This window comes from Streptomyces sp. SID13666 (genome assembly GCF_010548325.1).
Classification (GTDB): domain Bacteria; phylum Actinomycetota; class Actinomycetes; order Streptomycetales; family Streptomycetaceae; genus Actinacidiphila; species Actinacidiphila fildesensis.
Window position 1 is genome coordinate 15049 of record NZ_JAAGLX010000015.1, and the last position, 25359, is coordinate 40407.

28 protein-coding genes and 5 pseudogenes are annotated in these 25359 nt (G+C 68.8%); 19 read left to right on the forward strand and 14 right to left on the reverse strand.

Translation table 11 applies throughout. The annotated features are described in order from the left end of the window. Positions 1–742 precede the first annotated feature (742 nt). Positions 743–1225, forward strand: a complete 483-nt coding sequence (locus tag G3I60_RS20410) for an RICIN domain-containing protein (protein WP_164297728.1) — start codon at positions 743–745, stop codon at positions 1223–1225. A gap of 66 nt (positions 1226–1291) precedes the next feature. Here G3I60_RS20410 and G3I60_RS47075 read toward each other — a convergent pair. Together G3I60_RS47075 and G3I60_RS20420 are read right to left on the reverse strand one after the other, a co-directional pair. Next, positions 1292–1408, reverse strand: a pseudogene (locus tag G3I60_RS47075) (transposase); the annotation flags it as partial. 381 nt (positions 1409–1789) lie between these two features. Then, positions 1790–2782, reverse strand: a complete 993-nt coding sequence (locus G3I60_RS20420) for a Ku protein (RefSeq protein WP_164297731.1) — start codon at positions 2780–2782, stop codon at positions 1790–1792. Between the two features lie 207 nt (positions 2783–2989). Here G3I60_RS20420 and G3I60_RS20425 point away from each other — a divergent pair, with 207 nt between their 5' ends. Beyond that, positions 2990–6442 (forward strand): DNA polymerase III subunit alpha, encoded by a 3453-nt coding sequence (locus G3I60_RS20425; RefSeq protein ID WP_164297734.1) that lies wholly within the window; start codon positions 2990–2992, stop codon positions 6440–6442. A gap of 5 nt (positions 6443–6447) precedes the next feature. Continuing rightward, positions 6448–7461 (forward strand): hypothetical protein, encoded by a 1014-nt coding sequence (locus G3I60_RS20430; protein ID WP_164297777.1) that lies wholly within the window; start codon positions 6448–6450, stop codon positions 7459–7461. Positions 7462–7623: 162 nt separating this feature from the next. Here the strand turns inward: G3I60_RS20430 and G3I60_RS20435 are convergent, their stop codons facing one another. Further along, the gene (locus G3I60_RS20435; protein ID WP_187145197.1) at positions 7624–7839 is read right to left on the reverse strand and encodes a DUF6243 family protein; all 216 of its coding nucleotides are present in this window, start codon (positions 7837–7839) and stop codon (positions 7624–7626) included. 467 nt (positions 7840–8306) lie between these two features. Between G3I60_RS20435 and G3I60_RS20440 the strand changes: the two are divergent. After that, a pseudogene (locus G3I60_RS20440) lies at positions 8307–8515 on the forward strand (transposase); the annotation flags it as partial. On the opposite strand, the pseudogene G3I60_RS20445 reads toward G3I60_RS20440, so the two are convergent. Further along, positions 8509–8712 (reverse strand): annotated as a pseudogene (locus tag G3I60_RS20445) (transposase); the annotation flags it as partial. The pseudogenes G3I60_RS20440 and G3I60_RS20445 overlap by 7 nt on opposite strands. Before the next feature lie 166 nt (positions 8713–8878). Between G3I60_RS20445 and G3I60_RS20450 the strand changes: the two are divergent. Next, on the forward strand, positions 8879–9283 hold the full coding sequence (locus tag G3I60_RS20450; RefSeq protein ID WP_164297736.1) for a type II toxin-antitoxin system PemK/MazF family toxin: 405 nt from the start codon (positions 8879–8881) through the stop codon (positions 9281–9283). Between the two features lie 216 nt (positions 9284–9499). After that, a complete protein-coding gene (locus G3I60_RS20455; RefSeq protein WP_138351879.1) occupies positions 9500–9961 on the forward strand; it encodes a DUF4279 domain-containing protein in 462 nt (153 codons plus the stop codon). Between the two features lie 39 nt (positions 9962–10000). Here G3I60_RS20455 and G3I60_RS20460 read toward each other — a convergent pair whose 3' ends face one another. Next, positions 10001–10525 (reverse strand): transposase, encoded by a 525-nt coding sequence (locus G3I60_RS20460; protein WP_239070046.1) that lies wholly within the window; start codon positions 10523–10525, stop codon positions 10001–10003. Between the two features lie 589 nt (positions 10526–11114). On the opposite strand from G3I60_RS20460, the gene G3I60_RS20465 reads away from it, so the two are divergent. The 5 genes from G3I60_RS20465 to G3I60_RS20485 all read left to right on the forward strand — a co-directional run bounded on the left by G3I60_RS20465 (position 11115) and on the right by G3I60_RS20485 (position 14669). After that, positions 11115–11483, forward strand: a complete 369-nt coding sequence (locus tag G3I60_RS20465) for a hypothetical protein (protein WP_164297738.1) — start codon at positions 11115–11117, stop codon at positions 11481–11483. 284 nt (positions 11484–11767) lie between these two features. Next, a complete protein-coding gene (locus G3I60_RS20470; RefSeq protein ID WP_164297740.1) occupies positions 11768–12322 on the forward strand; it encodes a type 1 glutamine amidotransferase domain-containing protein in 555 nt (184 codons plus the stop codon). A 586-nt stretch (positions 12323–12908) separates the two neighbouring features. Continuing rightward, on the forward strand, positions 12909–13721 hold the full coding sequence (locus G3I60_RS20475; RefSeq protein WP_138355288.1) for a VOC family protein: 813 nt from the start codon (positions 12909–12911) through the stop codon (positions 13719–13721). A gap of 408 nt (positions 13722–14129) precedes the next feature. Further along, positions 14130–14405: an isoamylase early set domain-containing protein gene (locus tag G3I60_RS20480; RefSeq protein WP_138355289.1), complete on the forward strand. Its 276-nt coding sequence runs from the start codon at positions 14130–14132 to the stop codon at positions 14403–14405. Between the two features lie 57 nt (positions 14406–14462). Next, entirely contained in the window at positions 14463–14669 is a 207-nt protein-coding gene (locus tag G3I60_RS20485; RefSeq protein ID WP_187145198.1) for a hypothetical protein, read from the forward strand. Positions 14670–14964: 295 nt separating this feature from the next. On the opposite strand, the gene G3I60_RS20490 is transcribed toward G3I60_RS20485, so the two are convergent. Further along, a complete protein-coding gene (locus G3I60_RS20490; RefSeq protein WP_138355290.1) occupies positions 14965–15135 on the reverse strand; it encodes a hydrophobic protein in 171 nt (56 codons plus the stop codon). A gap of 196 nt (positions 15136–15331) precedes the next feature. On the opposite strand from G3I60_RS20490, the gene G3I60_RS20495 reads away from it, so the two are divergent. Beyond that, complete coding sequence (locus tag G3I60_RS20495; RefSeq protein ID WP_138355291.1) at positions 15332–15505, forward strand: CsbD family protein; 174 nt, start codon at positions 15332–15334, stop codon at positions 15503–15505. Between the two features lie 250 nt (positions 15506–15755). Then, positions 15756–16106 (forward strand): PRC-barrel domain-containing protein, encoded by a 351-nt coding sequence (locus G3I60_RS20500; RefSeq protein WP_138355292.1) that lies wholly within the window; start codon positions 15756–15758, stop codon positions 16104–16106. A gap of 175 nt (positions 16107–16281) precedes the next feature. Here the strand turns inward: G3I60_RS20500 and G3I60_RS20505 are convergent, their stop codons facing one another. Then, positions 16282–17139, reverse strand: coding sequence for an RNA polymerase sigma factor SigF (locus G3I60_RS20505; protein WP_164297742.1), 858 nt, complete (start codon positions 17137–17139; stop codon positions 16282–16284). A 378-nt stretch (positions 17140–17517) separates the two neighbouring features. Between G3I60_RS20505 and G3I60_RS20510 the strand changes: the two genes are divergently transcribed. Continuing rightward, the gene (locus G3I60_RS20510) at positions 17518–17742 is read left to right on the forward strand and encodes a DUF5133 domain-containing protein (protein ID WP_138355294.1); all 225 of its coding nucleotides are present in this window, start codon (positions 17518–17520) and stop codon (positions 17740–17742) included. Positions 17743–17911: 169 nt separating this feature from the next. Here G3I60_RS20510 and G3I60_RS20515 read toward each other — a convergent pair whose 3' ends face one another. From G3I60_RS20515 to G3I60_RS20540, 7 genes and pseudogenes are all read right to left on the reverse strand, one after another. After that, the gene (locus G3I60_RS20515) at positions 17912–18997 is read right to left on the reverse strand and encodes a glutamate--cysteine ligase (protein ID WP_164297744.1); all 1086 of its coding nucleotides are present in this window, start codon (positions 18995–18997) and stop codon (positions 17912–17914) included. Next, positions 18990–19157: pseudogene (locus tag G3I60_RS47080) on the reverse strand (ATP-dependent DNA ligase); the annotation flags it as partial. The gene G3I60_RS20515 and the pseudogene G3I60_RS47080, both read right to left, overlap by 8 nt. Before the next feature lie 234 nt (positions 19158–19391). Further along, entirely contained in the window at positions 19392–20117 is a 726-nt protein-coding gene (locus G3I60_RS20520) for a glycosyltransferase (RefSeq protein ID WP_343241811.1), read from the reverse strand. Beyond that, on the reverse strand, positions 20114–20731 hold the full coding sequence (locus G3I60_RS20525) for an SAM-dependent methyltransferase (protein ID WP_138355296.1): 618 nt from the start codon (positions 20729–20731) through the stop codon (positions 20114–20116). The genes G3I60_RS20520 and G3I60_RS20525 overlap by 4 nt, the downstream gene beginning before the upstream one ends. After that, positions 20728–21516, reverse strand: a complete 789-nt coding sequence (locus G3I60_RS20530; RefSeq protein WP_164297746.1) for a PIG-L deacetylase family protein — start codon at positions 21514–21516, stop codon at positions 20728–20730. The genes G3I60_RS20525 and G3I60_RS20530 overlap by 4 nt, the downstream gene beginning before the upstream one ends. Further along, complete coding sequence (locus tag G3I60_RS20535; protein ID WP_164297748.1) at positions 21513–22562, reverse strand: acyl-CoA dehydrogenase; 1050 nt, start codon at positions 22560–22562, stop codon at positions 21513–21515. The genes G3I60_RS20530 and G3I60_RS20535 overlap by 4 nt, the downstream gene beginning before the upstream one ends. A 99-nt stretch (positions 22563–22661) precedes the next feature. Beyond that, on the reverse strand, positions 22662–22943 hold the full coding sequence (locus G3I60_RS20540) for a DUF5133 domain-containing protein (protein ID WP_164297750.1): 282 nt from the start codon (positions 22941–22943) through the stop codon (positions 22662–22664). A gap of 234 nt (positions 22944–23177) precedes the next feature. On the opposite strand from G3I60_RS20540, the gene G3I60_RS20545 reads away from it, so the two are divergent. The 5 genes and pseudogenes from G3I60_RS20545 (at position 23178) to G3I60_RS20565 (ending at position 25254) form a co-directional block, all read left to right on the forward strand. After that, on the forward strand, positions 23178–23600 hold the full coding sequence (locus G3I60_RS20545) for a phage holin family protein (protein ID WP_164297752.1): 423 nt from the start codon (positions 23178–23180) through the stop codon (positions 23598–23600). Continuing rightward, positions 23597–24106: a DUF3618 domain-containing protein gene (locus G3I60_RS20550; RefSeq protein WP_164297754.1), complete on the forward strand. Its 510-nt coding sequence runs from the start codon at positions 23597–23599 to the stop codon at positions 24104–24106. The genes G3I60_RS20545 and G3I60_RS20550 overlap by 4 nt, the downstream gene beginning before the upstream one ends. A gap of 91 nt (positions 24107–24197) precedes the next feature. Beyond that, positions 24198–24722 carry an ATP-binding protein gene (locus G3I60_RS20555; protein WP_239070037.1) on the forward strand — a complete coding sequence of 175 codons (525 nt, stop codon included), beginning with the start codon at positions 24198–24200 and terminating at the stop codon, positions 24720–24722. Then, positions 24632–24841, forward strand: a pseudogene (locus G3I60_RS45550) (polysulfide reductase); the annotation flags it as partial. The gene G3I60_RS20555 and the pseudogene G3I60_RS45550, both read left to right, overlap by 91 nt. Before the next feature lie 140 nt (positions 24842–24981). Next, positions 24982–25254 carry a DUF4235 domain-containing protein gene (locus G3I60_RS20565; protein WP_274599418.1) on the forward strand — a complete coding sequence of 91 codons (273 nt, stop codon included), beginning with the start codon at positions 24982–24984 and terminating at the stop codon, positions 25252–25254. Positions 25255–25359 lie beyond the last annotated feature (105 nt).

Here is a 25359-nt window from a genome sequence, read left to right on the forward strand (position 1 = left end):
TGGGCGGCCGGGAACGCGGCGGCGGTCGCGGACGCGAACCACAGGCGACTGCCGCGACTGTCCACATCAGGCTGCGGCACGATCGCCTTCACCACCTGTTCGGCGTGGGTGACCCGCTCACGACGTCGCCGACCGCCAGCCACGGCTCGCGGGCCATGGCCACCGGGCGGGCAGGCGCGGCGGCACGGGCTGCGTCCGAGTTGTGCGGGGGCCAGGGGCATGGTCGATCCACGATGCCACCGGCAACAGCGGACAGACGAACTCCCACTCGGTATCGGACAGTTCATGTCGACGTATCACCCGACCATGATCCACTACTCAAGATTGTTTGAAGACACCGCCTAGGACGAATCAAGGACGAATCCAGGACGGCCGACGGACACGTGTCCATAGCGTCTCCGTAGCGGTGCTCACCGAAGACCAATAGGCGGGCCATGCGTGCGGAGCGTGCCTTCGGATTCCGCGCTTGAGGCGACCAGGGGAGGTGGCCGGATTGATCAATGCCAGGCGCGACTCGTATTTCGCACTCTTCGGCTGGGCAACGGGGGTGCGTTTCCTTTCGGGGGACGCGACCTCTGACCAGCGGCGACACGCCATTACTTGCGGTCGCTCCAGGTGCTCCTTGGGTTCGCTCCGCTGGCCGAGGCCCAACCGAGTTGCCTGCCACGCCTGCCCGGTGCGACCGGAAGCATCTACAGAGACCCATCAGCGCACGATTCGTCAGATTGAGGAGACCAGCACCATGCTCAAGCTCCGAACTACCCGACGCGTCCTTGCCACGGCCGCCGCCACGCTCGCACTTGCCGGCGGCGTCACCGCCGCTACGGCGGGCAGTGCCAGCGCCGCCTGGCGGAACGGCGAGATGTACAACCTCGCGAAGAGTGAGTGTCTTGACGGGGGCGGCGGCTGGGTCAGCACCTGGGGCTGCAACGGCTCCCCGGTGCAGATCTGGCGGGACATTGCCCCGACTACTGACAGCACCTACCAACTGAGCGACAACGCGGGCCAGTGCCTCGACGGTGGACAGAGCTCGGGCCTGTTCTCGTGCAACGGCGGCGACTGGCAGAGGTGGACCGTCGAGAAGGCGGGCACCGTCGACGGACGTACCTACTACCGCTTCCGCTGGGCACACGACGCGTCCAAGTGCCTGGATGGCGGGCAGAGCAGGCAGGCGATGTGGTTCCCCTGCAACGGCGGGGCATGGCAGATGTGGTCCTGGAACTGACCCAGGTCTGCCGGTGCGGCTCGCCGGTTTTCCGGCGGGCTGCGCCGGGACGCCGTAGCTGGGCGATTATCGCGCGGTCGTCCACGCTGTTCCGGTGCGGAACTTCCACACGATGCCGTTGAGCACCGTACGGTCGTCCATCCGCTTCCTGCCCTGCAGCGACACCGGCAGCAGCGGCTGGACGAACTCCCACTCGCATCAGACAGGTCATGTCGACGTATCACCCGACCATGATCCATCACTCAAGATCGTTTGAAGACACCGCCTGGGGGGCTTGGGTGAGCGCGTCGCGGCCGAACAGGAGGGCGTATCCGGTGGGGAGTTGGGTGAGGATCCGGTCGAGGAGTTGGGGGCCGGCGAGGTGGGCGACAGTGGGACTTCGCCGATGCGCCCGGAACTGCACCAGCACTGATCCTGCCTGAGGAGGGGCAGGCCGTCAGGAGGTGGGGAACCTTGGGGCAGCCAACTGTGGGTGCGGAAGGCATGGTCCGCTGCCTTCACGCGGCGACCTGCCCCGGAACCTTGCTGGGCTCGTCGACCCTCGCGGGGTACTGACCGTAGGCATCAGGCACTGCGTTTGCGCGCAACAGCCTTCTTCGCCGGGGCCCTCTTGGCTGCCTTCTTCGCGGTCGACTTCTTTCCCTCGCCGCCGGCCTTGGGTGTGCTGCGCGTGCGGCTGTGGGTGTCGGACGTGGAGGCGTGGCTGGCGGCGGTCTTCTTCGCCGGCGCCTTCTTTGCGGTCTTCTTCGCGGGGGCGATGTCGTGGACCGTGGCGTCTTCGCCGCGGTTCTCCTTGGCCTGGGCGAGGCTGGCTTCCAGTGCCTGCATCAGGTCCACGACCTTCCCGGCCGCGGGCGCGGGGGTGCCGGCAGGGGTGATTTCGGCGCCGTCGACCTTGGCCCGCACCAGGTCCGCCACCGCAGTGGTGTACCGGTCCTCGTAGGCGTCCAGGTCGGCTTCGCCCAAGGCGTCGATCAGGGCGATGGCGGCTTTGATCTCGTTGTCGGCGAGTTCCACCTTTCCGGTGGGTGCTGCCTCGGCCGGTGACTTCATCTCGTCGGGCCAGTGCAGGGTGTGCGCGATCAGGACGTCCTCGTAGGCGTAGATCAGCACGAGGTGTTCCTTGTTGTGCAGTGCCACCTTCCCCACGGCGGCCTTCCCGGACCGGGCCAGGGCCTGGCGCATCAGGACGTACGGTTTGTCCCCGCCGGGGCCGGGCTGCAGGACGTACGGGCTGTTGTACTGGGCGATGGGGACGTCGGCCATGTCGAGGAAGCCGCTGATCTCGATGGTCTTCGCGGTGGGCAGCGGCATGGCGGCGAGCTCGTCGTCCGTGATCTCCACCAGCGTGCCGTCGGCGGTCTCGTAGGCGCGGCCGATCTCGTCCGGGTTCAGGACCGTGTCGTCCAGTTCGCACTTCTTGCGGTACCGCACCGGACCGTGGTCCGCCTTGTGCATCTGCCGGAACGGGATCTTGTGGCTGCTGACCGTCGACCCGAGGCGCACCGGGATGGACACCAGGCCGAAGCTGACCGTCCCGGACCACAGCGGCTTCATCGCACCGTTCCCTCAGCTGAGCGGCTCATGTGTCGACGCTACGACCGCCGCAGTCGCCCCGCGACCGCACTGCAGTCCCATGGCCAAGCTGATGCGAGTGGTGACAGAGAGTCCCAATCGAACGAATGTACGGATGGGGGGTTATGGTGGAGATGCGACGGAGTGCTTCCGGTGGGGAGGGCGTGTGGGTGAGGACTGGAGGTGCGGATGTCGTCGTTTACGCACCTCCACGCCACGTCGGGCTATTCGGCTCGCTACGGTGCCGCGCACGTCGATCACCTCGTGCGCCGGGCGGCGGAGCGCGGCATGGGTGCGCTGGCGCTCACGGACCGTGACAATGTCACCGGCGCCGTTCGGTTCGCCAAGGCCTGCGACGCCCGCGGCGTCCGCCCGATCTTCGGCGTCGACATCGCCGTCGCACCTCACTGCGAGGCGCCCCTCGGGGCCCAGCTTCGTCGTCGGACCCCCGTGCGCGGCGGTGCCCATGTGGTGGAGGCGCCCCTGCGAGTGACGCTGCTGGCGCAGAACGCCGACGGGTGGGCGCGCCTGTGCCGCCTGATCTCCGCCGCGTACGCGGATACGGTCGCGGGCCTGCCGGTGGTGTCCTGGTCGGCCCTGGGGCGGCACGCGGGGGAGGGGCTGACGGTTCTGCTCGGCCCGGTCTCCGAACCCGTCCGCGCCCTGACCGCCGGCCGTGAGGACCTGGCCGAGCAGCTCATCGCCCCGTGGCGGGACCTGGCCGGCGACAACCTGCGGATGGAGGTGGTGTGGTTCGGGCTGCAGGGCACCGGACCCGGTTCGCTGCGGCTGGCCGGCCGCACCCTGACTCTGGCCGACCGGCTCACCATCCCGGCTGTGCTCACCAATGCGGTCCGCTACGCCGACCGCGACCAGCACCGCCTCGCGGACGTCCTGGACGCCGCCCGGCTGCTGCGCCCCATCGACCGTCGGCGCCTCGACACGGGGGAGCGGTGGCTGAAGGACGCGGCATCAATGACCGCGGCCGCCGACCGCATCGCCGAAGCCGCCGGTGCCGGGCCGGAGCGTGCACAGCAGCTGATGGCGGAGACCGCAGGCACGGCGGTGCGGTGCCGGGTCGATCCGGTGGCCGATCTGGGGCTGGGCACCCCGCACTTTCCCGAGCCGGGCGTGGTCGGCGCGGGTACCGGTCCTGCTGAGGCGGCGGCGTTGCTGCGGGAGCGGTGTGAGGCGGGCATGGTCCGACGCGGCCTGGACCGCGACCCGGCCGCGGTGCAGAGGCTTCAGGAGGAGCTGGCGGTCATCGCGGGCCTGCAGTACGACACGTACTTCCTCACCGTCGCGGCCGTGGTCGCCGATGTGCGGGAGATGGGCATTCGGGTGGCTGCCCGTGGTTCGGGGGCCGGGTCGATGGTCAATCACGCTCTGTACATCGCCACCGCCAACCCGCTGGAACACCACCTGCTCTTCGAACGGTTCCTCAACCCGCGACGTACCTCGCTGCCGGACATCGACATCGATGTGGAGTCCGCCCGCCGCCTGGACGTCTATGACCGCATCATCGAACGCTTCGGCACGGACCGCGTCGCGGTCACCGGCATGCCCGAGACCTACCGCGCCCGCCACGCGCTCCGCGACACCGGGATGGCCCTGGGCATCGCCCCGCACACGGTGGACCGCATCGCGAAATCCTTTCCGCACATCCGGGCCTGCGACATCACCTCAGCGATGGCCGAGCTGCCGGAACTGCGCGAACTAGCTGCGGTGGCCGGTCAGTTCGGGCCGCTGTGGGAGCTCGCTGAGGGACTGGACGCGCTGCCGCGAGGGATGGCGATGCACCCGTGCGGCGTCATCGTCAGCAACGCCACCCTCCTGAACCGGCTCCCGGTGCAACCCACACCCGGCGGATATCCGATGGTGCAGGCCGACAAGGAGGACGTCGAAGACCTCGGGCTGATCAAACTGGATGTGCTGGGGGTGCGGATGCAGTCCGCCATGGCGCACGCCGTCACCGAGATCCAGCGCACCACCGGCCAGCACATTGATCTCGACGACAGCCATCAGGTGCCGCTCGATGACTTCTTCGCCTTCAAGCTGATCCAGGCATCCGACACCATCGGCCTGTTCCAGCTGGAGAGCCCCGGCCAACAAGACCTTCTGGCCCGGCTGCAGCCGCGTGACCCGCAGGACGTCATCGCCGACATCAGCCTCTTCCGCCCCGGCCCGGTCGCCGGCGGGATGCCCGCGCAATACATCGCCGCCCGCCATGGCGCCGCCCCGGCCTATCCGCACCCCGATCTTGAACCGGTGCTGGCCGACACCTATGGGGTGACGATCTGGCACGAGCAGATCATCGACATGCTCGCGACCCTCACGGGCTGTGACCGCTCCCTGGCCGAGATCGCCCGCCGCGCCCTGGGCGACAAGAACCGGCTGCCGAAACTGCGCGACTGGTTCCTACGCGAGGCCGGAGCCCGGGGCTACACCCCGGCGGTGCTGGACGAGGTGTGGGAGATCATCGAATCGTTCGGCGCCTACGGCTTCTGCCGCGCACACGCCGTCGCCTTCGCGGTGCCGGCGCTGCAGTCCGCCTGGCTCAAGGCCCACCATCCCGCTGCCCTGTACGCAGGGCTGCTGGAGCACGACCCAGGGATGTGGCCGAAGCGGGTGATCGTCGCGGACGCCCGCCGCCACAACGTGCCCATCCTCAGCGTCGACGTCAACCACTCCCAGGCCACCCACACCGTGGAGCCGATGCCCGACGGAACCTGGGGTGTGCGGTTGGCGCTGTCCGCGGTCAAAGGCATCAGCGACGACCAGGTCGCCCGGCTGGTGGCCGCCCAGCCCTACGCCTCGCTGCAGGACGTGTGGCAGCGCGCCCGCCCGGCACGGCCGACCGTGGAACGCCTCGCGGAAGTCGGCGCCTTGGACGCCCTACGTGGCTCGTTGACCCGCCGGGATCTGCTCCTGCAGATCGCCGAACTACACCGCCACGCCCGAGGCCACCAGGGTGACGGGCAGCTACCGCTGCAGGACATCAGCACCAGCTCCGCCCCCAGCGGGCTGCCCGAGATGACCGGCCGCGAAGCGCTGGGTGCCGAGCTCGAGACCCTGAGCATTGATGTCAGCCAGCACCTCATGGAGCACCACCACCGACTGCTGCGCGAGGTCGGCGCCACCGACGCCGCCCACCTGGGCGCCCTCGAATCCGGCCAGACCGTCCTGGTGGCGGGGGTGCGCGCCTCGACGCAGACCCCGCCCATCGCGTCCGGCAAGCGCATCATCTTCGTCACCCTGGAGGACGGCTCCGGTCTTGTCGACCTGGCCTTCTTCGAGGACTCCCACGCTGCCTGCGCTCACACCATCTTCCACAGCGGACTTCTCCTGGTCCGCGGCACCGTCCAACGCCGCGGACCGCGCCGCACCGTCGTGGGCACCCTCGTCTGGGACCTCGAAGCCCTCGCCGCCGCCCGCCGCGACGACGGACCCGAAGCCGTCCTGCGCCTCCTCGGCGACACCACCCGTCCCGAAAGCACCCCCGCCCAGCCCCCGCAGCGCACCCTCGCCAACGGAACCAGCGGCGCCACCTTGCACCCATGGGCCGACCTGCAGCCCGCCGGCACCCGTTCCGCGAACCTGACCAGACTCGGCCACACCAGCCCAGGAAGCGCGGGCGGGTGACCCTCATGCAGCCGGTACAGCGCGACATCCTGCACGCGCACTTCCACGGGAACACGCGCGACGACCCCGAGCTGTACCAGCACCTCTTGGAGCTCTTGGAGAACATCAGCCCCCGCGTCCAGGCGCTGGAACCCGACGGTGCGCAGATGGACCTCACCGGTGCGCTGCGCTATTTCGACCGCAGCCCCCGGGATATCGCTGAGCTGATCCGCCTACGGGTGGTGGCTCTTCACGGCGTCCAGGTGACGCTGGCCATCGCGGGCAATCGGCTGCTGGCCGGCATGGCCGCCGCCGTGACGCCGCCCGGCGACATCACCGTCATCGGACCCGACCCGCACGACATCGCCATGTTCCTGCGCCCTCAACCCGTCAGCGCACTGCCCGGCGTCGGGCCGGCCACCGTGAAGACGTTGACCCGGCACGGTCTGCACCGTGTCGGAGACCTCGCCGACGCGCCGCTGCTCACGACCCAGCGTCTGCTGGGGGCGACCACGGGCCGGGCCCTGTACGACCTCGCCCACGGCCGCGACCCGCGCCCCGTCACCCCGCAACCCGTCGCCCGCTCCATCACCTCCGAGCACCTCTTCGACCGCGACGAACTCGACCCCGACCAGCACCGACGCGTACTCCTCGGCCTCAGCGACCAGCTCGCCTCCCGGCTACGGTCACAGGCGCAGATCGCCGGCGCCCTGTTCCTCACGGCCCGCTACGCCGACCGCTCGGCCAGCACCCGAACCCGATCCCTGCCCGAAGCCTCAGCACACGGGGATGACATCCGTGCCGCCGCCTACGAGCTCTACGCGGCACTCGGCCTGCAGCGCGCCCGCGTCCGATCCCTCACCCTGCGCGCCGAGCAACTCCGCCCCGCCCACACCGCCGCACACCAGATGAGCCTGGACCAAGTCCGGGAGAACCGCCTCGCCATCGAACCGGCCATCGACAAGGCCAACGCCCGCTTCGGCCCCGGCGCCGTACGCCCGGCCAGCCTGGCGGCGAGCCCTCAAGATCGGGATGTCTGATCCGCTTCGGTAAGCCAGCTCACTATGTCTGCTCGGCTGAGAGCGGAGCGGGACCGGCCGCGCCCGGTGCGGCAGCAGAGCCCCGATACGGCCGCAGGGCCCGGACCGCGCGTCGCGGTCCGGGCCCTGCTCCGTGCGATGCCGCTCCGCGGCGGCGGTGCGTCAGCTCTGTGCGGTGTCGTCGCCTGCCTGCCCGGTGCCCTCAGCTGCGCCTGCCTTCTCGCGCATCTTGCGCAGCAGCTCCGCCTTCTGGTCGGCTGCACCCTGGCGGTCGAGGTTGCGGTGCGGACCGTTGTTCTGCCGCTCGGCGCGGGACAGCCTCTTGCGCTGGCCGCCGCCCATGCCCACGGGATTGTTGATGTTCTTGCTCACGGTCACGGGTTCTCCCGGTAATGATGTGAAGTGATCTACGGATTCATCGGTGGGGGACGGGCGGCGACGTCGAGGGACGTCAGCAGAGGCCCATCACGCTCTCACTCGTACATCGGCGTCTGGAAGAACATGACAACGTTACCCGGTTCCGTCGGCCCCGCACACCAACCTCCTCGCCGCCCCGGCGTCGGCCGGGTCTTCGCCGGGCGCCCGGGGTCAGCCGTTTCCTTCCAGGAATCGCAGCACCGCCAGCACCCGTCAGTGGGCGCCGCCCGCCCCGAGCAGGTCCAGATGGGCGTTACCGGGCCGCTGTGGACGGTGTCAGTGGTCGCGACCACACCGACGGTATGAGAGATCATCTCCGTTGCCCCGCCGTTACGGGACGCCCGTCAGCAGCGAGCCGGTACGTCAGTCCAGCCATCCGATGCGAGACGTGGCCCGGCACCCCTGCCCCGTCCTGCCGTTGGTCTGTGGGCCAAGTCGAGGCGATCGGCGCCGCGCTGCCCGGGACCGCCTGGAGCGCTGCCGCACCCACTACGCGCGCAACTTGCTGAGCAAGGTTCCGAAGTCCGCTCAGCCGTGGGTGGCCACCTTGTTGCGGACGGTCTTCGAACAGCCCGACGCCGACGCCGTCCGCCACCAGATGGAGTCTGTGATCACCACCCTCGACGACAAGTCACCCACCTCGTCGTGGACTTGGTCGGCATCCCACTTCGCCCTCCCGAGCAGGTGCTGCATGCCGTCCGGGGTCCTGTCCCCGGCCCACTCGGCGATGGTCCAGCAGTTCTTGCGCGGCAGGTCCGCCAACTGGCCGAGTACCAACTTCCTGGCCCGGCGTCGGGATTCGACCCGTGTGAAGCGTCCCGCTATCCGGCTCATCAGGCCCTCGAACGCCTCCTGCCAGCAGGCAGGGTCTACGCTGTGACCTGCGGCCACCGCATGATCGTTTGTCTTCACACACCGATGATCAACGGTGGCCGCACCCGTTTCCACACCGCGTCAGGTCGCGCAGCGTCTGCCTGCCGTCCTGTGTATCGGAGGGCTTGTGCAACGTGGCGAAGTCTGGTGGGTCCAGTTCGACGAGCGGAGGTTGGTCGTACTGCTGTCAGGAGACGACGCGTCCGGGTTCCAGGTGATGCAGGTCGTCGCTCCGGCGGGCCTCGACATCAGCGGTCTGGGCATCGAAGTGACGGTCGGCGCCGGTGAAGGGCTGCCGCTCGAAGGCGTGCTGCGGCTCGCGTTCCCGCGTCCGGGCTTCACCCCGTGCACGTGGCTGACCACCGTGTCCCGGGACGACCTGATAGAGCGGGCGGCCGTCCTGTCCTCCAGGAAGCTCAGCGAGATCGACGATGCCCTCCGACTCGCTGAACAAGCGCAGGAGCGGACCCCGGCAACGACCGCGAAGCTCAGCGAGATAAGGGACTCCCTCCGTCGCGGTGAACTCGGGTAGACGGAGAAGGAGCCGACGCCCGCGACGGCATGGGCGATCTCGGGCGAGATGATCCACGCTGGACACCTGCCGCCTCGACGCCCCTCACCCTCGAGATCACGATCTACGGCTGGAGTACTACTGAACTTGATTGGGTGATGTCGGGTGGGCGGGCTGTGCGTGCGTCCTGACGGGAATGCGGTGGCCGAACGCTGATCGGCCTGCGATTGTGTGGGCGTGCCAGAAGACCTGACGATGCGATCGCTGTTGCCGGACACGATGTGGGCGGCCGGGTCGATTCGGATCATGAGTCGGACCGTTCGCGCCGACGAGATCTCGGCCCGTCTGGGGATTGTTCCGGACGAGCTGTTCGAACAGGGGAGCTTGATGAGTCCCCGGAACCCGAGGAGTGCCCGGAGGGAGTCCAGTGTCTGGATCCGCCGGAGCGGTCTCGGAAGCGACAGCGAGCTTGAGGAGCACGTCGCGGCGCTGGTCCGAGTGGTCAGCGGCAGTCGTGAGGAGCTGATGCGTCTGTCCGCCGAGTGCGATCTGGATCTGTTTCTCGGGTTCGGCAGTGAGAGCGGTCAGGGAGCGTGCGTCCTGCCGGCCCGCCTGCTCGCCGAGGTCGGCGGGCTGGGTCTCACTGTCGTCCTCGACCTGTACCCGCCCACGTCAGAGGTGGGTGTCATGGGGGGATGATTGCCGCCCCACCCAAGCTGGGTCGAGGGACTCGACTGGTCAGTCGAAGGTGAGTCCGGTGCCGGTGAGGCAGCTGTCGACCAGGTCCGGGCGATACTGGATCTTCTTGAGCCGGCGCCTGACGACTCGGGTGATCTGCCCGAGATCGGCGGCGGCGAGGTTGCCGATGTCGCGCTTGACCAGGAACCAAATGCCCTCCTGCGGGTTGAGATCGGGCGCGTAGGCGGGCAGCTGGAACACAGTGAGCCACTCCGCGTTCGCGTCGATGAACTCCCGTATTCCGGCGGTCGGGTGGAGGCGGAGGTTGTCCCAGACCAGCACGATCGGGCCGCCGAGCTGGGTGTGAGCGCGGACAATCAAGTCGCGGAAATCCCGCCAACCAAAGCCCTTCGGTTCGTCCTTGCGCCCCCTGTACTCGCGGACCGCGTAGATGAGTCGGGACCGCTCGCCCGGCCTGTAGCAGGTCATGCCCGCCATCGACACCCGTCCGGAGCCGCGTCCGCGCACGCGGACGACGGGTGTCTGGCCGATCGGGCCCCAGGTCCTGGCCCGCGGCGGAGTCATCGACTGCCCGGCGTCGTCCTCGAAGACCACCCAGGCGCCGCGCTCCGCCGCGACGCTCCTACCCACGGCCAGGTCTCCTTCCTCCGTACTGCGACCGCCTCGTCGTCGCGCTCGATGACACCTCACGGCTACCGGAACGGGCCAGCGACTGTCAGGCAAACGACCCCGACATCACCCAATCAAGTTCAGTAGCCTGAAAACGAATCACCGATTGGCCGTCGATACACCACGCCAACGGACGTGACCTTCCCCCGTCACGCAGATTGTTAGCCACAGATGTCGTCGAGCAGAGGCAAATAGGGGCCAGGCTGTGCCATGGCCCTGGGGGCGGGGCGGGGCGGTGCGGGGCGGTGCAAGGCCCTTGCGCTTGAACGCGGCGGTTTGTTCTACGGGCACTGGTGGCACCGGCTTAGGACACGAGGAATCATGGTCGTCAGTGGTTCGACTCGACCAGGCTCCGGCAAGTGCGTCACCGTAGATTTCTCGCGCCCTCAGTTCAGGATTCACAAGCAGCGTGCTGCGGCACTCGGCGGCCCAGGATCGCGCGGATCCCCATTCCACGGGACAATCGAGAAAGGAAGGGATTGCCGTGAAGAGCACACAGCCCACGACGCCAGTGGTGGTGACGCTCACCAGCTGCTCGCAGGAAGATGCCAATGCCGTCTTCGAGGCACTGCGCCGATCTTTCGACTGCGACCGCACAGACGACGAGGCGCCGAACGCCGCATCGCACCCGCACACCGTGTGGGCCTCCACCTTCGAGGTGACCCCCGAGCATGCGCCCCTCGCGCCGGCGCGGCTGTCAGCCGCCGTCGAGGCCGGCCTCCAGGGCGGCTACTGGGCGGTTGACGAGATGTTGGAGGCACTATCCGCCGCCTTCAACGTTCAGGAACGCAGCACCGCCGCCGGGGACCAGGAGAAGGACGTGCAATTGCGGCTGGTGAGCTCAGTTCGATAGCTGACCGGGCCGAAACGCGGAGCTGGGCGGGCGGTATGCACCACGCTGTCGCAGACGGCGGTGCTTCCAGCTGTGCGGGTTCACAACACTGCCCTTGCAACGACCAGCGGGCCGCTCACGTCGCTGCTGCGTTGGCACGCCGCGGTGGGCGGCGTCCGGATTCGTGGAGCGCGGGGGCGTTGAGAGTGTGAAAGCCTTGATGCTGTTGGGGACTGTGCGGCCGGGGAGGCGTTCCGCTGATTCCAAGGCGCTTTCCGATTCCGCGTACGAAGAGAGGTCGCCTCATGGTCACCTTGCAGGGAAAGACCATTGCGTTCCTGGTTGCAGCCGAGGGCGTCGAGCAGGTGGAACTGACCCAGCCCTGGCAGGCCGTTCTCGAGGCGGGAGGCATGCCGCGCTTGGTGTCCACCCAGAGCGGTTGGGTCCAGGCATTCAACCATCTGGACCACGGTGACACCTTCGAAGTCGACGATGTGGTCGACGGTGTCTCGGCCGACGAATACGACGCTCTGGTACTGCCAGGCGGCGTGGCCAATCCCGACGCGCTACGGATGCATTCCGCTGCGGTGGATTTCGTCAGGGCCTTCTTCGGCGCCGGGAAGCCTGTAGCTGCGATCTGCCACGCCCCTTGGATCTTGATCGAGGCCGATGCGGTCGGCGGGCGGAGCCTGACCTCATGGCCGAGCCTTCGCACCGACCTGGTCAACGCCGGCGCGCAGTGGGTCGACCGACAGGTCCAGATCTGCACTGCCGGACCCAATGTGCTGGTGACCAGCCGTAAACCCGATGACCTGCCCGCCTTCGGCGAAGCACTGGTCTCCGTGTTCGCCGCGGCGTAGCGGGTAGGGGTTTGCCATGGCTGACCACCTGCAGATCGAACCCCAGGGCGACCACGCGCTTACGCGATCCCACGATCGTGGAGTGGCGTGGCAACGGCCCTGACGTATGGGAGAGCCGCTGCCCCGAGGAAGGCGCCGAGCCCACGGGGTGGCCGACGGAGTTTCAGGGCAGTGGTTGCCATGGCGGCTGGGCCTGTTCCTGGGGTGGTGCCGAGGCGGGTCTGGGGCGCGATGCCGGCGTCGCCTACCAGTTACGTCATCGCGAGTTGCGGGACTTCCTCGCTCACCACTGATGACACCCGACGCCCGTGGATTGCCGGACAGCACGATTCCCGGCGTTGAGCGGGCACGGGACAGTGGTGTGAAACACGCGAGCTCGCGAGTGCCGGCGGTGGACCTGCTCCTGAGCAGGTGCGTGGAAAGCCCGGCACCGGCGGTCGTACGGCCGCCCGCATCCGATCGGCGGCCTGCGCGTTGAAGCGGCAAGAGGACAATGGGAGCAGCGCGCATGTGCTGAGGCGGAGCGTTCCCGGCGCCCTCACGTTCACGATGCGGCCGGAAACCCGGGACGGACGAGATGTCAGCGATGGAGAACAAAGAAGCTGCGGGGCCCACCGCAGGAACCACCGGCAGCGACGTCTTCGGCGCACCGTGCTGGATCAGTCTGATGGCCCGCGATCTGGAGAGCGCGCAGCGGTTCTACGGAGCGGTGCTGGGCTGGGAGTTTCGGCCCGGCGGACTGGGTGACGCGTTCAGTGTGGCGCTCGTGAACGGGTCGCCCGTTGCGGGCATCGGTGCTCTGGCGCCTGCGTTGCAGGTGGCCGTGGCATGGACCCCCTACTTCGCGGTAGCGGACGCGGACGTGACCGCGGCGCGGATCCGGGAGCGCAGCGGTACGGTCGCGGTTGGGCCGCTGAGCCTCGGGGACGGCCGCGGGGCACTGGCCGCGGACCGGGACGGCGCCGTCTTCGGCATCTGGGAAGGGCAGTTGTTGTCCCAGTGGGATGCATGGCGGCGACAAGCACCGGCGTGGTTGCGACTGTGGACCCGCAATGCATTCGACGCAGCCATCTTCTACGGCGAGGTCCTGGACTGGGCGTGCGAACGCCCCGGGTGCTGCGAGGTCGCCTACGAGGACCAGGAAGTGGTGCTGCGCAGCGCGGGGCATGTGATGGCCCGGTTGAATTCCGGCGCTGTCGAGGTGGCGCCGGACCCTGCGAGGCGCCCCCGATGGCAGGTGCACTTCCCCGTGGCTGATGTGAAAGCGTGCGTGCGGGCAGCCCTCGAACTCGGCGGAACCGCCGTTCCGCACTCTCCCACGCCCGGTCAGGGACAGGCAACGTTGCGTGACCCCGACGGGGGGCTGTTCACCGTCGTTCCGCACACTTCCGGCAGGTGAGTGCGCTCCCACTCATGCGGCGAGGTGAGGGATTCCACCGGCTGGTCCATTCGATCCACCGGAATGGCGCAACAGTGCTGGTGGGAGACGCCTCGGCGACGTGTTGGCAACCGGTGAGCGGAGCGGCCGTCGGTGCCAACTCGGCTGCTCCGCAAGCCCCGTTCGATGGCATCCGGCAGCGCCTGCCCGGCCCCGCAGAGCATCGGCTCCCCTCTGGCTCGCCGCGCCGCGGGGCCTCTGGGCTGGTCCTGCTCCCATGGCGATGTCCCCCGACGCTTGTGGGGATGGTCGGTGGCTGTGCGCCGAGGGGGTGGGTTTGGGGCGCCGCAGGCCGTGCTCGGCCGGTAGCTGGGCTGTTCGGCGATGAGGATGTCTGTGGATGTTCCCCCCCTGAGAAGGAGCCATGCCGTGTTGGAGCGCACCCAGCGTAAGAACGCTCTTGAAGTCACGTTCGTGCTGCCTGCTGAGGAGCCGAGAGGTGCGGTGAGCGTGGTGGGTGATTTCAATGGCTGGCAGCCGGGCGTCCATCCGCTGGAGGAGCGTCTCGACGGCACGCGGGCGGTCACGGTGAAGATGCCCACCGCGAGGCGAGTGCGTTTCCGGTATCTCGCGGAAGGCGACCACTGGTTCAACGATGAAGCTGCCGACGGGTACGACGGAGACAACAGCCTCCTCCACACCTGAGCGCCGATCCCGTACGCACCGCCTTCCTCCGGAGATCTCCCCCGGAGGAAGCGCGTCATGTCAGAGATCTGGGAGTACTCCGCCGATGCGCGCTATGAGGCCGGTACCGACCTGATCGGCTACCAGGTCGAAGCGACCGATGGTCACATCGGGAAGATTGACAGTGCCTCTCACGAGGTCGGTGGCGCGTATCCAGTGGTGAACACCAAGCCCTGGCTGATCGGCAAGTACGTCGTGCTACCCGCGGCACCGCACGGCGGGTAGACCACGATGACGAGATGATCTACATCGGCCTGACCAAGGGCAGATCAAGAACGCGCCGGAGTACGACGCGGACGTCCCGGGCGGTGGCCGGAGTGGACCGGCTGCCCGCGAGAATCGACGCCCCGCCCGCCCCCGCTAGCTCACGTCTACCCGGAAGCTCACGTCTACCCGAAGCCGGACCGCCGGATTCGTGTCCGGTCGGGCAGCGTGCCGCTGATTCGCGTGCTCCCGCGGTGTTGATATGCGTCAGGCCCCGGCGGGGCCGGGGCCTGACGATGACGTGCGATGCGGCCGCCTACCAGCGGTACCAGCGACCGCGGCTGCCGGAGGCACCCGTGCCGCGCATGACGAAGCCCAGCAGCCAGACCACCAGTACGACGACGGCGACCCACCACAGGATCTTCAGCGCGAACCCGGCGCCGAACAGGATCAGGGCGAGCAGTAGAACCAGAAGCAGTGGACCCATGGTTATCAACCTCCTGACCAGCGGATACCCCGGGATGGATTCCGCAGTCACACAATTTTCCGCCAATCGGAGGGCACCCTTCGTCGCCGGGGCGGAGCGCCGGGTGATTCCTCATGTGTCCGAAATTGCCGGGTATTGACGTGGCCGACCTGGGTAGGCGGCCAGGTGCATCATCCGCACAGATCTTGGAGGAACCATGGGTGCCGAAGACAAGGCCGAGAACACCGCGGACAAGGCAAAAGGCAAGGTCAAGGAAGCCGCCGGTAAGACTGTGGGCAACGAACGCCTCGAAGCCGAAGGCAAGGCCGACCAGGCCAAGGGCGATGTGAAGCAGGCCGGCGAGCACATCAAGGACGCCTTCAAGCACTGACTTGATGCGACGTGATCCCCTGCAGCCATCCACGACTGCGGCCTTCGCGCGGCCGGAAGGGCTTCAACGTCTTCCTCCCGCCGTATCTTCGCGGACCGCCGTCTGATGCACGCGATCCACGCCATATTGTCCGGCGGTGGAGGAAACGCGTGTTGGTCGGAGGTTGCAGGGAAGGCGACTTTTGAGGGTTTCCCACCGAATAGCCGGAAGGGATCTCTCGCACCACTGCACGACGACGGAAGGGTTTCTTGTGACTGACAACATGTGGGGATACCCGGCAGCTTCGGGTTACCAGGCCGGTACGGATCTGACCGGGTTCAAGGTCGAGGCGACCAACGGCAGCATCGGCAAGGTCGACAAGCACTCCGATGAAGTCGGCTCCGCGTACATCGTTGTCGACACCGGAGTGTGGATCTTCGGCAAGCACGTCCTGCTCCCGGCGGGGACGATCCAGTCCATCGACATCGCCGAGCGGAAGATCTATGTCGCCCGCGACAAGGACGAGATCAAGAACTCTCCGGAGTTCGACAAGGACAAGCACGCCGGCGACCTGGGCTATCACCAGCAGGTTGAGGGCTACTACGGTACCCACCGGGCCTGAGAGCCGGTCGCATCGCCCCAAGACGCCCTGTCTCCCCAGACCCAGGTCTGGGGAGACAGGGCGGGCGTCTTGGGGCCAAGCGTCAGCGGGCTGATCACGCCGTCTGTGCCAACACCTCCGACGCCGGGGTGAGGCGTACCCGCTCAGCCACGGCTGGCTGCTCAGGCAGAGGCGGTCAGGCGGCCAGGTGGTTGCGCAGGTGGGTGAGGGTGCGGTTCAGCAGGCGGGAGACGTGCATCTGACTCACGCCGAGTTCGGCGCCGATCTGGGCTTGGGTCATTTCCTGGCCGAAGCGCATGTTCAGGATCGCGCGGTCGCGTTCGGGCAGAGCGGCGATCAGCGGCTTGAGGGCGAGGAGGTTCTCCACCCCCTCCAGAGCCGGGTCGACGTCACCGAACCGGTCGGCCAGGATGCTGGTGTTGTCGCTGCTGTCATCGCCGCCGACGGGCAGGTCGAGGGTCCCGGCGGTGTAGCCGTTCGACGCGACCAGGCCCTCGGTGGCCTCCTCCGGCGTGATCTCCAGGAATGCCGCGAGTTCCGGGACGGTCGGGTCCCGCTCCAGCCGGTCGGACAGGGTCTCGGCGGCCTTCGCGAGCTCGAGCCGAAGTTCCTGGAGACGGCGCGGGACGTGGACGGCCCAGCTGGTGTCGCGGAAGAACCGCTTGATCTCGCCGGAGATGTAGGGGATGGCGAAGGTCGTGAACTCGACCTCGCGGCTCAGCTCGAACCGGTCGATGGCCTTGATCAGGCCGATCGTGCCGACCTGGATGATGTCCTCACGCGGTTCCGGGCGGTTGCGGAAGCGCCGTGCGACGAACGTGACCACGGCCGTGTTCAGCTCGATGAGGGTGTTACGGGCGTACTGGTACTCCCGCATGCCTTCCTCGAGTGTCCGCAGGCGGTCGAAGAACAGCTTCGACAGCTCCCGCGCGTCGGCCGGGGCGACCTCGCCCGCGTTCTCGATCCACGGCAGCGACACAGGGGGCGGGGCCGGAGCGGTGATGGTGGTCTGTGCTGCCGCGGTGATCGTCATGACTGCTCCTCACCCTGTCGGTCGGCTCGGCACCGAGCCCCACGTACCTCCCGCCCGGCAGGGCGAGAGAACTGCAGCCCACCGGTGTCACTCGCGTCCTGCCGGGACACTGTTCCAGCGACGGACAAAAAACTGTTGTGACCACAATAGACAATCTCGAATCTCGCCGCTACCGTTCTGTGTCAGGGACCCCCGCCCAGGGCTGTGGGGCGCCCCGAGGGCTGGGTAGAAGCGATGGGGAACATGCGTGATCACCGAAACCGCCGCCTGGCGGCTTTCACGCGGCGACAGGGCCATGCCGCTCTGGATCTTCCCCCGCCCACGCCCGAGCCGGGGCACCTGACGAGCGAAGAACTCGGCGCCGAAGGAGACACCGTCATGCTGATGCCTCGCCCCGCCACGCTTCAGTTGCTGATCGACCGCTACGACCAACTGCGGGCGCTCGAAAGCGCGGGGGCCATGACGTCCGAAGAACGCCGCCAGCTGGAAGACAGCGCCTACACGCTGTGCGTCTCCACCGGCACCCGGAACATCGCCGACGCGCTGCGCGTCGCGAGCTGCCACTGCGGTACGTCCACGCGACAGATGACCACCGCGGCCTGACGACGCGGGGCCGCCGATACGGCCGAGCCGTCGGCGAGCTGACGCGCCGGCGCAATGGGGGACTTGGCAGCTGGGACCGTCACTGCTGGCACGAGGTCACATCAACAGCTGTCTCAAGGAGGTAGGCACCGATCCTGCATCTGGATCCGCTTACGGCGAGGGGTCGCAGTCAGCGTTTGGTGCGGGCAATGGCGTCGGTGACGACGGACCGTAGATCGCCGGTGCGGGCGTATGTGTCGCGCTGGAGCCCGGCCCCGCCGCCGCGTCCCATCAGCTGACTCAGCGACTCCTTGACCAGGGACAGATCGTCGGCGTCCAGCAGCGCTTCGGTGGTGTGCTCCACCAGTGTGTTGATCACCGTCTCGGCAGGGGCCGGAGTCCAGATGAAGGGATGGACGAGTTGGTCGGAGACCCCCGATCTGGCGGCCCGCCACGACGCGAGTCGCAGCAGACCCACCGGCGCCGCTCGCGTCGGTTCGCCTGCGCGCCAGGCGCGCGCGGCTGTCTCCACCAGAGCTCGTACGAGCGCTGCCAGCAAGACCGCGTCGTCCGCGTCCATGCACACGTCGGCGACCCTGATCTCGATGGTCGGATAGGTGCGTGAGAGCCGAGCATCGAAGTAGATCATCCCTTCGTCGAGGAGCGTCCGCGTCCCCAGCAGAGACCGCACCTGAGAGTGGTATCGCTCCGGCGATCCGAACTCCTCCGTAGGACCCGCCGAGGGCCAGCGCCCCCACACCTGATTCCGGAAGCTGCTGTACTCGCTGTCATTGCCCTGCCAGAACGGCGAATTCGCACTCAGCGCCAGCAGGACGGAAAGCCAGGGCCGGATCCGGTCGAGGACGGCCACACCCTCCTCGTCCGACTGCACGCCCACATGCACATGGCAGGCACAGGTGAGCTGTTCCTGCGCGGTAAGACCGAACTCCTCGATCAACCGATGGTAGCGGCGCCCCGAACTCACCGAGGGATCCGCAGGCAGGACAGATGTGGCAAGGGCCGCCACTTCCGTCCCCGTCTCGCGCGCCCTCTCCGAGGCCGCTGCTCGCCAGCGCCGCAGTTCCCTGGCCAGATCACTCATCGATGTCTGCGGCCGCGTGGTGGTCTCCACCTGTTCCCGTTGCAGCTCTGATTCCAGCCTGGCCTCGTCGTCGGCCTCAACCTCTGCGGCCAGTACCGCCTCCGCGACGGCCCGTGGCTCCCCAGTGCCCGGGTCCACCAGCAGCAGTTCTTCCTCGACGCCCACACTACGCACGGCAGCTGCCCCTTCTTCGCGCCGGTAGATCTCGTATGCAGGGGTCGCTGTCGAGCCGGTCGCCCAGGTCGGTACTCGTCCAGCGGCGGGCCGTCAACTCCAGCTCGTCCACCTCGTCCCAGCCGAGCGGCGTGGCGACGACCGCGCCCGGCAGGGGCCGGACGGCGAAGGGGGGCGACGACGGTCTGGCTGTTTATTGCGGGCGATGTCCAGGAACAGTCGCCGGTCCGCGAAGGTCCGGCCGTACTGACCGAGCAGGCGGCGGATCAGTTCGTCATCACTCATGATCGCTCATCCTTCGTAGCGGTGCCAGCAACGTCTACCCGTATCCGGGCGAGCTACCCCGACGGCTCGGGCAGAGCAGGGCTCCTCGGCTGCGGTGCCGAGGGCGTCGTCAGCCGGTGGCGCCGGCATCCTGCGACAGGCCGAGCAGGTAATCCCCGAATCCACCTCGGGCACGGGCGCGCAGCCGCGCGGAGGTCACGACGGAGAGGTTCGCGGTGCGCAGCACCCGGTGCCCGCCGCATTCGAGCGCGGCGACGAGACTCCGGTCCTCGCCCACGGCGAGCGGCGAGAACCCCCCGACGCGGAGATAGCTGTGGGCGACGACGCCCAGATTGGCTCCGTGGACATGCGGATGATCCCAGGGCAGGCCGTGCGGGGGGCGGGAGACCTCGTACAGCTCCTCGAACCGGGCGGCCAGCGCGTCCGCGTCGGGGGGCCAGTGCTCCACGCGCACGGTGCCGACCACCGCCTCCCACCCCTGGGCCGCGTATTCGGCCTGGCGGGCGAGCCAGTCCGGCGGCACCGCGCTGTCGGCGTCGGTCGACGCGATCCACGTTCCCGCGGCCGGTGTGCCGAGAGCTTCCAGGGCGTGCGACGCGCCCGCCGCCCGGGCCGCTCCGGGGTTGCGGCCCGTGGTGGCCACGACCTCCGCCCCGGCCTGCCGGGCAAGGGCCGCGGTGGCGTCACGGCATGAGTCGGCCACCACCACGGTCACCACTCGTACTCCGGCGAGTGCCGGGTGACGGCGGGCCACTTCCAGCGCGTTGAGGGCGCGAGGCAGCAGCAGCTGTTCGTTGTGGGCCGGGACGACGACGGCCATCGCCTCAACGTTCACACCAGACCTTCCCGCGTGGCGGGCGACGGCGGACGGGCCCCATCGCTCTGCAGGCGGCCGAAGACCTGGAGGACGAAATCGTCTTCGCGGTGGTCGGCCATGAGGGCCAATTCCGGGACACGGGCCAGGACGTCTGCCAGTTCCACCCCGGTCCACAGGTGTTCCCTCACCGGGTGGTTCCAGTGCACGGTCACCAGCGTGCCCGCCGGCTCCAAAGCCCCGACCGTCCGGTCCAGCAGCTGACTCAGGTCGGACGGGTCGAAGTAGTAGAGCAGCTCCGACAGCACGACGAGGTCGAAGGTGCCGGCCGGCCACTGCCGGGGGAGGACCAGTTGCCGGACCGTCACCTGAGGGAGATGGGCGGTACGTCGCTGCGCCGTTCCGACCGCAGAGGCGACCCGGTCACAGGCGAGCAGCGCATCGCACCGATCGGCCAACAGGGTGGTCAACTCGCCGACCGAGCAGGCGGGTTCGAAGCCCGACCGGTACCGGGCCCGGGGGAGCGCCGCCAGCGTGAGGTCATACTTACGCTGCTCGTACCAGCGGCTCGCCAGCTTCCACGGGTCGTCCGATCCCCGGTACATGTCATCGAAATAGGACGCCGCGGTACTCAACGGAACACCACCTCCATGTCCCGCAGATGGTGGGCCAGCTCTTCAGGCGGCAGGATCGGCGCCTCGTCAGGGCCCGGGCCCAGCGGACGGATCTGACTGACGAACCGCCCCACAGCGGCTGTCTTGCGGGCTGCTGCTTCCGGTGGGAGGACGATGCGGGCCGCGCGCTCCCAGGGCACGCGGACGTCGTCGGGGCGGGCCCAGTGCCACATCCACACTGGATACAGCAGGCACGGCACCTCTGCCGTGAGCGCCGCGCGCACCGCGGCGCGACCGGTCGCCTCATGGTCGGCGTGCACGTCTCCGGTCCACGGAGCCACGCACAGCGCGGCCCCGCGAAGGACGTCACCGAGATCCGAGGTCACCCGGTCCTCATGGTCGGGCACTTCGGTGTCGGGGATGCCCAGCCGCCTCACCTGTGCGGCGCCTGCCCCCAGTTCACGCAGCGCAGCCAGCGTCTCGGCGGCCCGGATCCCGGCCAGTTCCGTCGGTGTGCGGACCCGGCTGGACGGGTGCGACCGCTCTCCGTCGGTGACGGACACGACGACGATCTCGACTCCGGCCGCTGCCAACAGACACAGGGTGCCACCGAATCCCAGCACCTCGTCGTCAGGATGGGCCGCCACGACCACGACCCGGCCCTGTCGCGGAAGGGTGAGCTGCGGCAGGGAGCGCAGACGGGGCCAGGATCTCCACACCGACTCGTCGGTTCCCGGGGCGTCGATCACGTTCAGGACCTTCGGGCCTCCGGACGATGTCCGTGAGTGCCCCACGGATGCCGTCATCGTGCCTCGTTCGGACGTGCGACCAGAGCTCCGAGTTCGGCCAGATTGCGCTCGGCGTGGTGCTGGCGGATGTACACGGTGAGGTCGGCGACATTGCGGGCATGGCGTACGTCATGGCAGAGCGGCCCGGCGCCGATGGCCCGCCCGACCCGGGTCAGCACCTCGGTGCAGGCGTCCTCGACCAGCGCCCGCACGCGCAGGCTGCGCAGCCTGGCGCCCCCTCCCAGGTCGATCGGGTCCTGGTCGATCTCGGCCGCCGCCTGCGCCAGCACCGCTTCGACGGCGTGCAGGCGCATGTCGATGTGGCCCAGATGGGCGTCGGTGTGCGGGTCCGGGCGCCCTGCTGCGGCCTCCCGCAGGGTTCGCACGACGGCGCGGGCGCCGCCGTACCAGCAGGCGGCCACCCCGATCCCGCCGTGCTGGAATCCGGGCCGGGTGAGGTATGCCTCGACGTCCCCGACCGCTGTGGCGGGGACGGCTGTGAACCGGACATCGGGAGTGTCACTGCCCGCCATACCGATGGCCTGCCAGCTGCCGTCGACGGGCTCGCAGGCCGGCGGGCCGATCCGCACGGCGAAGAGGCGACGGCCGTCCTCGGCCGTCGCCGTCACCAACGCATGCGTGCAACTGTGCGCCCCTGAGCTGTACTGCTTGAGTCCGTTGAGCTCCCAGCCCTCCCCGACGCGGGTCGCGGTCAGGCCCTCGCCGGGTGGTTCGGCAGCCCAGACACCCCACCGGTCGGCGGGCCCCGGGGCGGGCCCCGCGAGTTCGGCGAGCACGGCCAGTGCGTCGGCGTGTCCCTCGGCGAGGCGCGCCAGTGACAGGTCCTGCTCGGCGACGGCGCACAGCGCGGCGAAACGCTCGGCGGTACGTCCCGTGCCGGGCAGCGGAACCTCCAGTTCGCCCGTGGCGAGCGACCCGACCAGCCGGGAGAACCGCTGAGCCGTCTCCCGCCGTGCGGCGCGAGGTGTGAACTCTTCGGCCGCCGCCTCGTGCTTCGGTCGCCCCCTCGGCGGCGCCGCTGTGGGATACGTGGTTTCCGGCATCATCGAACTCCCTCGACGTCGGCGGACTGTTCCACTCTCACCCGGTCGCCGGGTGACTGCATCTCGGACGGTTTGCCCGTGCTGCTCACACGGTCGCGGTCATGGTCGCTGTCCCGCGGCGGCGGCGGCGGAGCGAGCCGAGGCCGAGGCCGCGGCGGGAGCCGAAGCCGCCGCGGGTGCCGCTGAACGGGAGAGCTGCTGCCGGGCGACCTGGAGCGCCGCGTCGATGTCGCGGGTGCCGGTGGACACGCACAGCGTGTATGCGGCGTCCTCGAGGCGGCGGCGGATCTGCGGCCCCACCACATCGGCATGGGCCAGTGCGTCTAGGGATTCGTAGTGCTCCAGAAGATTACGCAGGACGACGGGGTGCGCCATGAGCATGGAACTTCTCCTCGTTCCAGAGAGTGGACATTCGCCGACTACCCGCGCGAGCGGGCGCTAAGCCGGGCACGTGAGGCTGCGCCGCACGGATGGGGACACGGAGACGTCGGAAGACGGCAACAGAACCGAATGGGGCAGTTCCTGTCGACATCACGGGGGTAGGCGCGCCTGGAAGGGTTCCCATGACACGGGATGGGGTCCACTGACCAGACAACGGAAGGCGAGTGAAGACCGATGACGGGACCGGACGTCCGGCCACCCGCTGAAAGTGCGTCCGAAGCACCGGTGGGGGAGCTGATTTCCCGGGCTTCGGAGCAGATCTCTCAGCTGGTGCGGGAGGAAATCCAGTTGGCCACGGCGGAGATGACCCGAAAAGGCAAGCGCTTCGGGATCGGTGGCGGCTTGTTCAGCGGAGCGGCCCTGATGGCGTTCATCGCGCTGCAGGCCGCAGCGGCCACCGCCATCGCGGCCCTGTCACTGGTCGTGCCGGTCTGGGCCGCGGCCCTGATCGTGACCGGCGTCCTGCTCGCGGTGGCGGGCGTGGCAGCGGTGGCAGGTAAGAAGCAGGTGAGCAAGGCGATCCCGCCGACACCACAGGAGACGATCGACAGTGTGAAGGCCGATATGGCCGAGATCAAGGAGAGGGCGCACCGATGACGGACAAGAAGGCCGGCGAATCGACTCCCACCCCCGAGGAGCTGCGCGAGCGCGTGGAGGACACCCGCGAGCAGCTCGGTCAGACGGTCGAGGCTCTGGCCGCCAAGGCGAATGTGAAGGCACGCGCCCAAGGCAAGGCAGCCGAGGTCCAGGCGGAGGTACGGGAAAGGGCAGCCGACGCGAAGGACGGCATGCGGGAGAAGGTGACCCATACCGTGGGCCGGGTCCAGGACGCGACTTCGCGCGCTGTGCACGCCGCCCAGGACCGGACACCTGAACCCGCGCGGGAGAAGGCCTGGCAGGCCGGTGAGCAGCTGATCGCGGTCGCGAGCACGGCGGCGGGCAGCGTATCGGAGCACACACCCGCGTGGGTGCGCGATACCGCGGGAAAGGCAGCACAGGCCGCCCGCCGCAATCCCACCGCGACGGTCGTCGCGGCCGCCGGTGCGGCCGTGGCCGTGTGGGCGGTGCGACGCGGTATGAGGCAGTCGAATCACGCACGGTGAGCCCCGTGTGAGCGGGTTTCGGGGCGGTCCCACGTGCCGATCGGCCGGAGTGCGGCCGGGCACGGTGAGCCGACGACGTATGGAGTTACGAATGGGAGAGACATCGCTCAAGGCCACCGGCTGGGCCCGGTCGTTTCCCGTGACAGCGGGTGTGCGGGCCAGCCGGAGGTGGACCCGGGAGCACCTCGATTCCCTGGAGTGGACCAGCGAGGTGCCCGAGACGGTGGACGCGATTCTGCTGACAGTCTCGGAACTGGTCACCAACGCCCACATCCATGCTCATAGCAGCGCCCGGCTCGTCCTGACCTGGGACAGCCGCTGCCTGCACGTCAGCGTCAGCGACTCCTCCGACCATCTGCCGGCCCCGCGCGCCGCTGATGAGGAGAGGCCCTCGGGCCGCGGGCTGGCGATCGTCGAGGCGCTCGCGGACGAATGGGAGACCCACGCTCGGGCGCATGGCAAAACGGTCTCCGCGTGCTTCCATCCGCCGGGCCGTCCCGACCCGCGTACCGTGGAAGCCCACCCGCGGGCTCCTTCTTCCGCAGGGGGTCGGCGGGTGCCGGATCGGTCCTCGCTGCCGGAGCACACCAGATCGGTCGCCGGGCCACGGCGATGAAGCTCTGGTCCCTGGCCATGGTGACGTTGTCGGCCGCTGCCTTCGTGCACGACCTCGGCCGCCCCGATCGGTTCGGCAACATGCTCCGGGTCTTCAACCCCACCTCGCCGATGAGCATGGCCGGGCGCCTCCCGCGCGGCGCCGAACTGATCCCGGGGACGCCGTCGTGCCACAGAACGAGCGGTTGGCCCGCGATCAGTAGAACGAGATGCGGGACGGGGAAGGACCCCATGACGTGAGAGAGCTGAAGGAGGACCTCTTGCCCAAGACAGCGAAAGTCGTGTACAAACCGGTCGGTCTCGTCGTCGGAATGGCGGGCGGCGCACTGGCCGGCCTGCTCTTCCGGAAGGTATGGGACCGGATCGGCCCTGGCGAGGATGCCCCGCAGCCGCTGGAGCAGGACCACAGCTGGAAAGAAGTGCTCGCCGCCGCAGCCATCGAGGGTGTCATCCTCTCGGTCGTGCGGGCGGCCATCCAGCGAGGCGGCGCCACCGGGTGGCGCCGCGTCACCGGAACCTGGCCGGGCGACTGAGCGCAGCGGCCCTACGGGGAACTGGCCGATTCTGCCGTGCACCGGCCCGACGCGGGTCGGAGGAGCCGCGCGGTTGACGGTTTCCGGCAGCCCCGGCTCCCACGG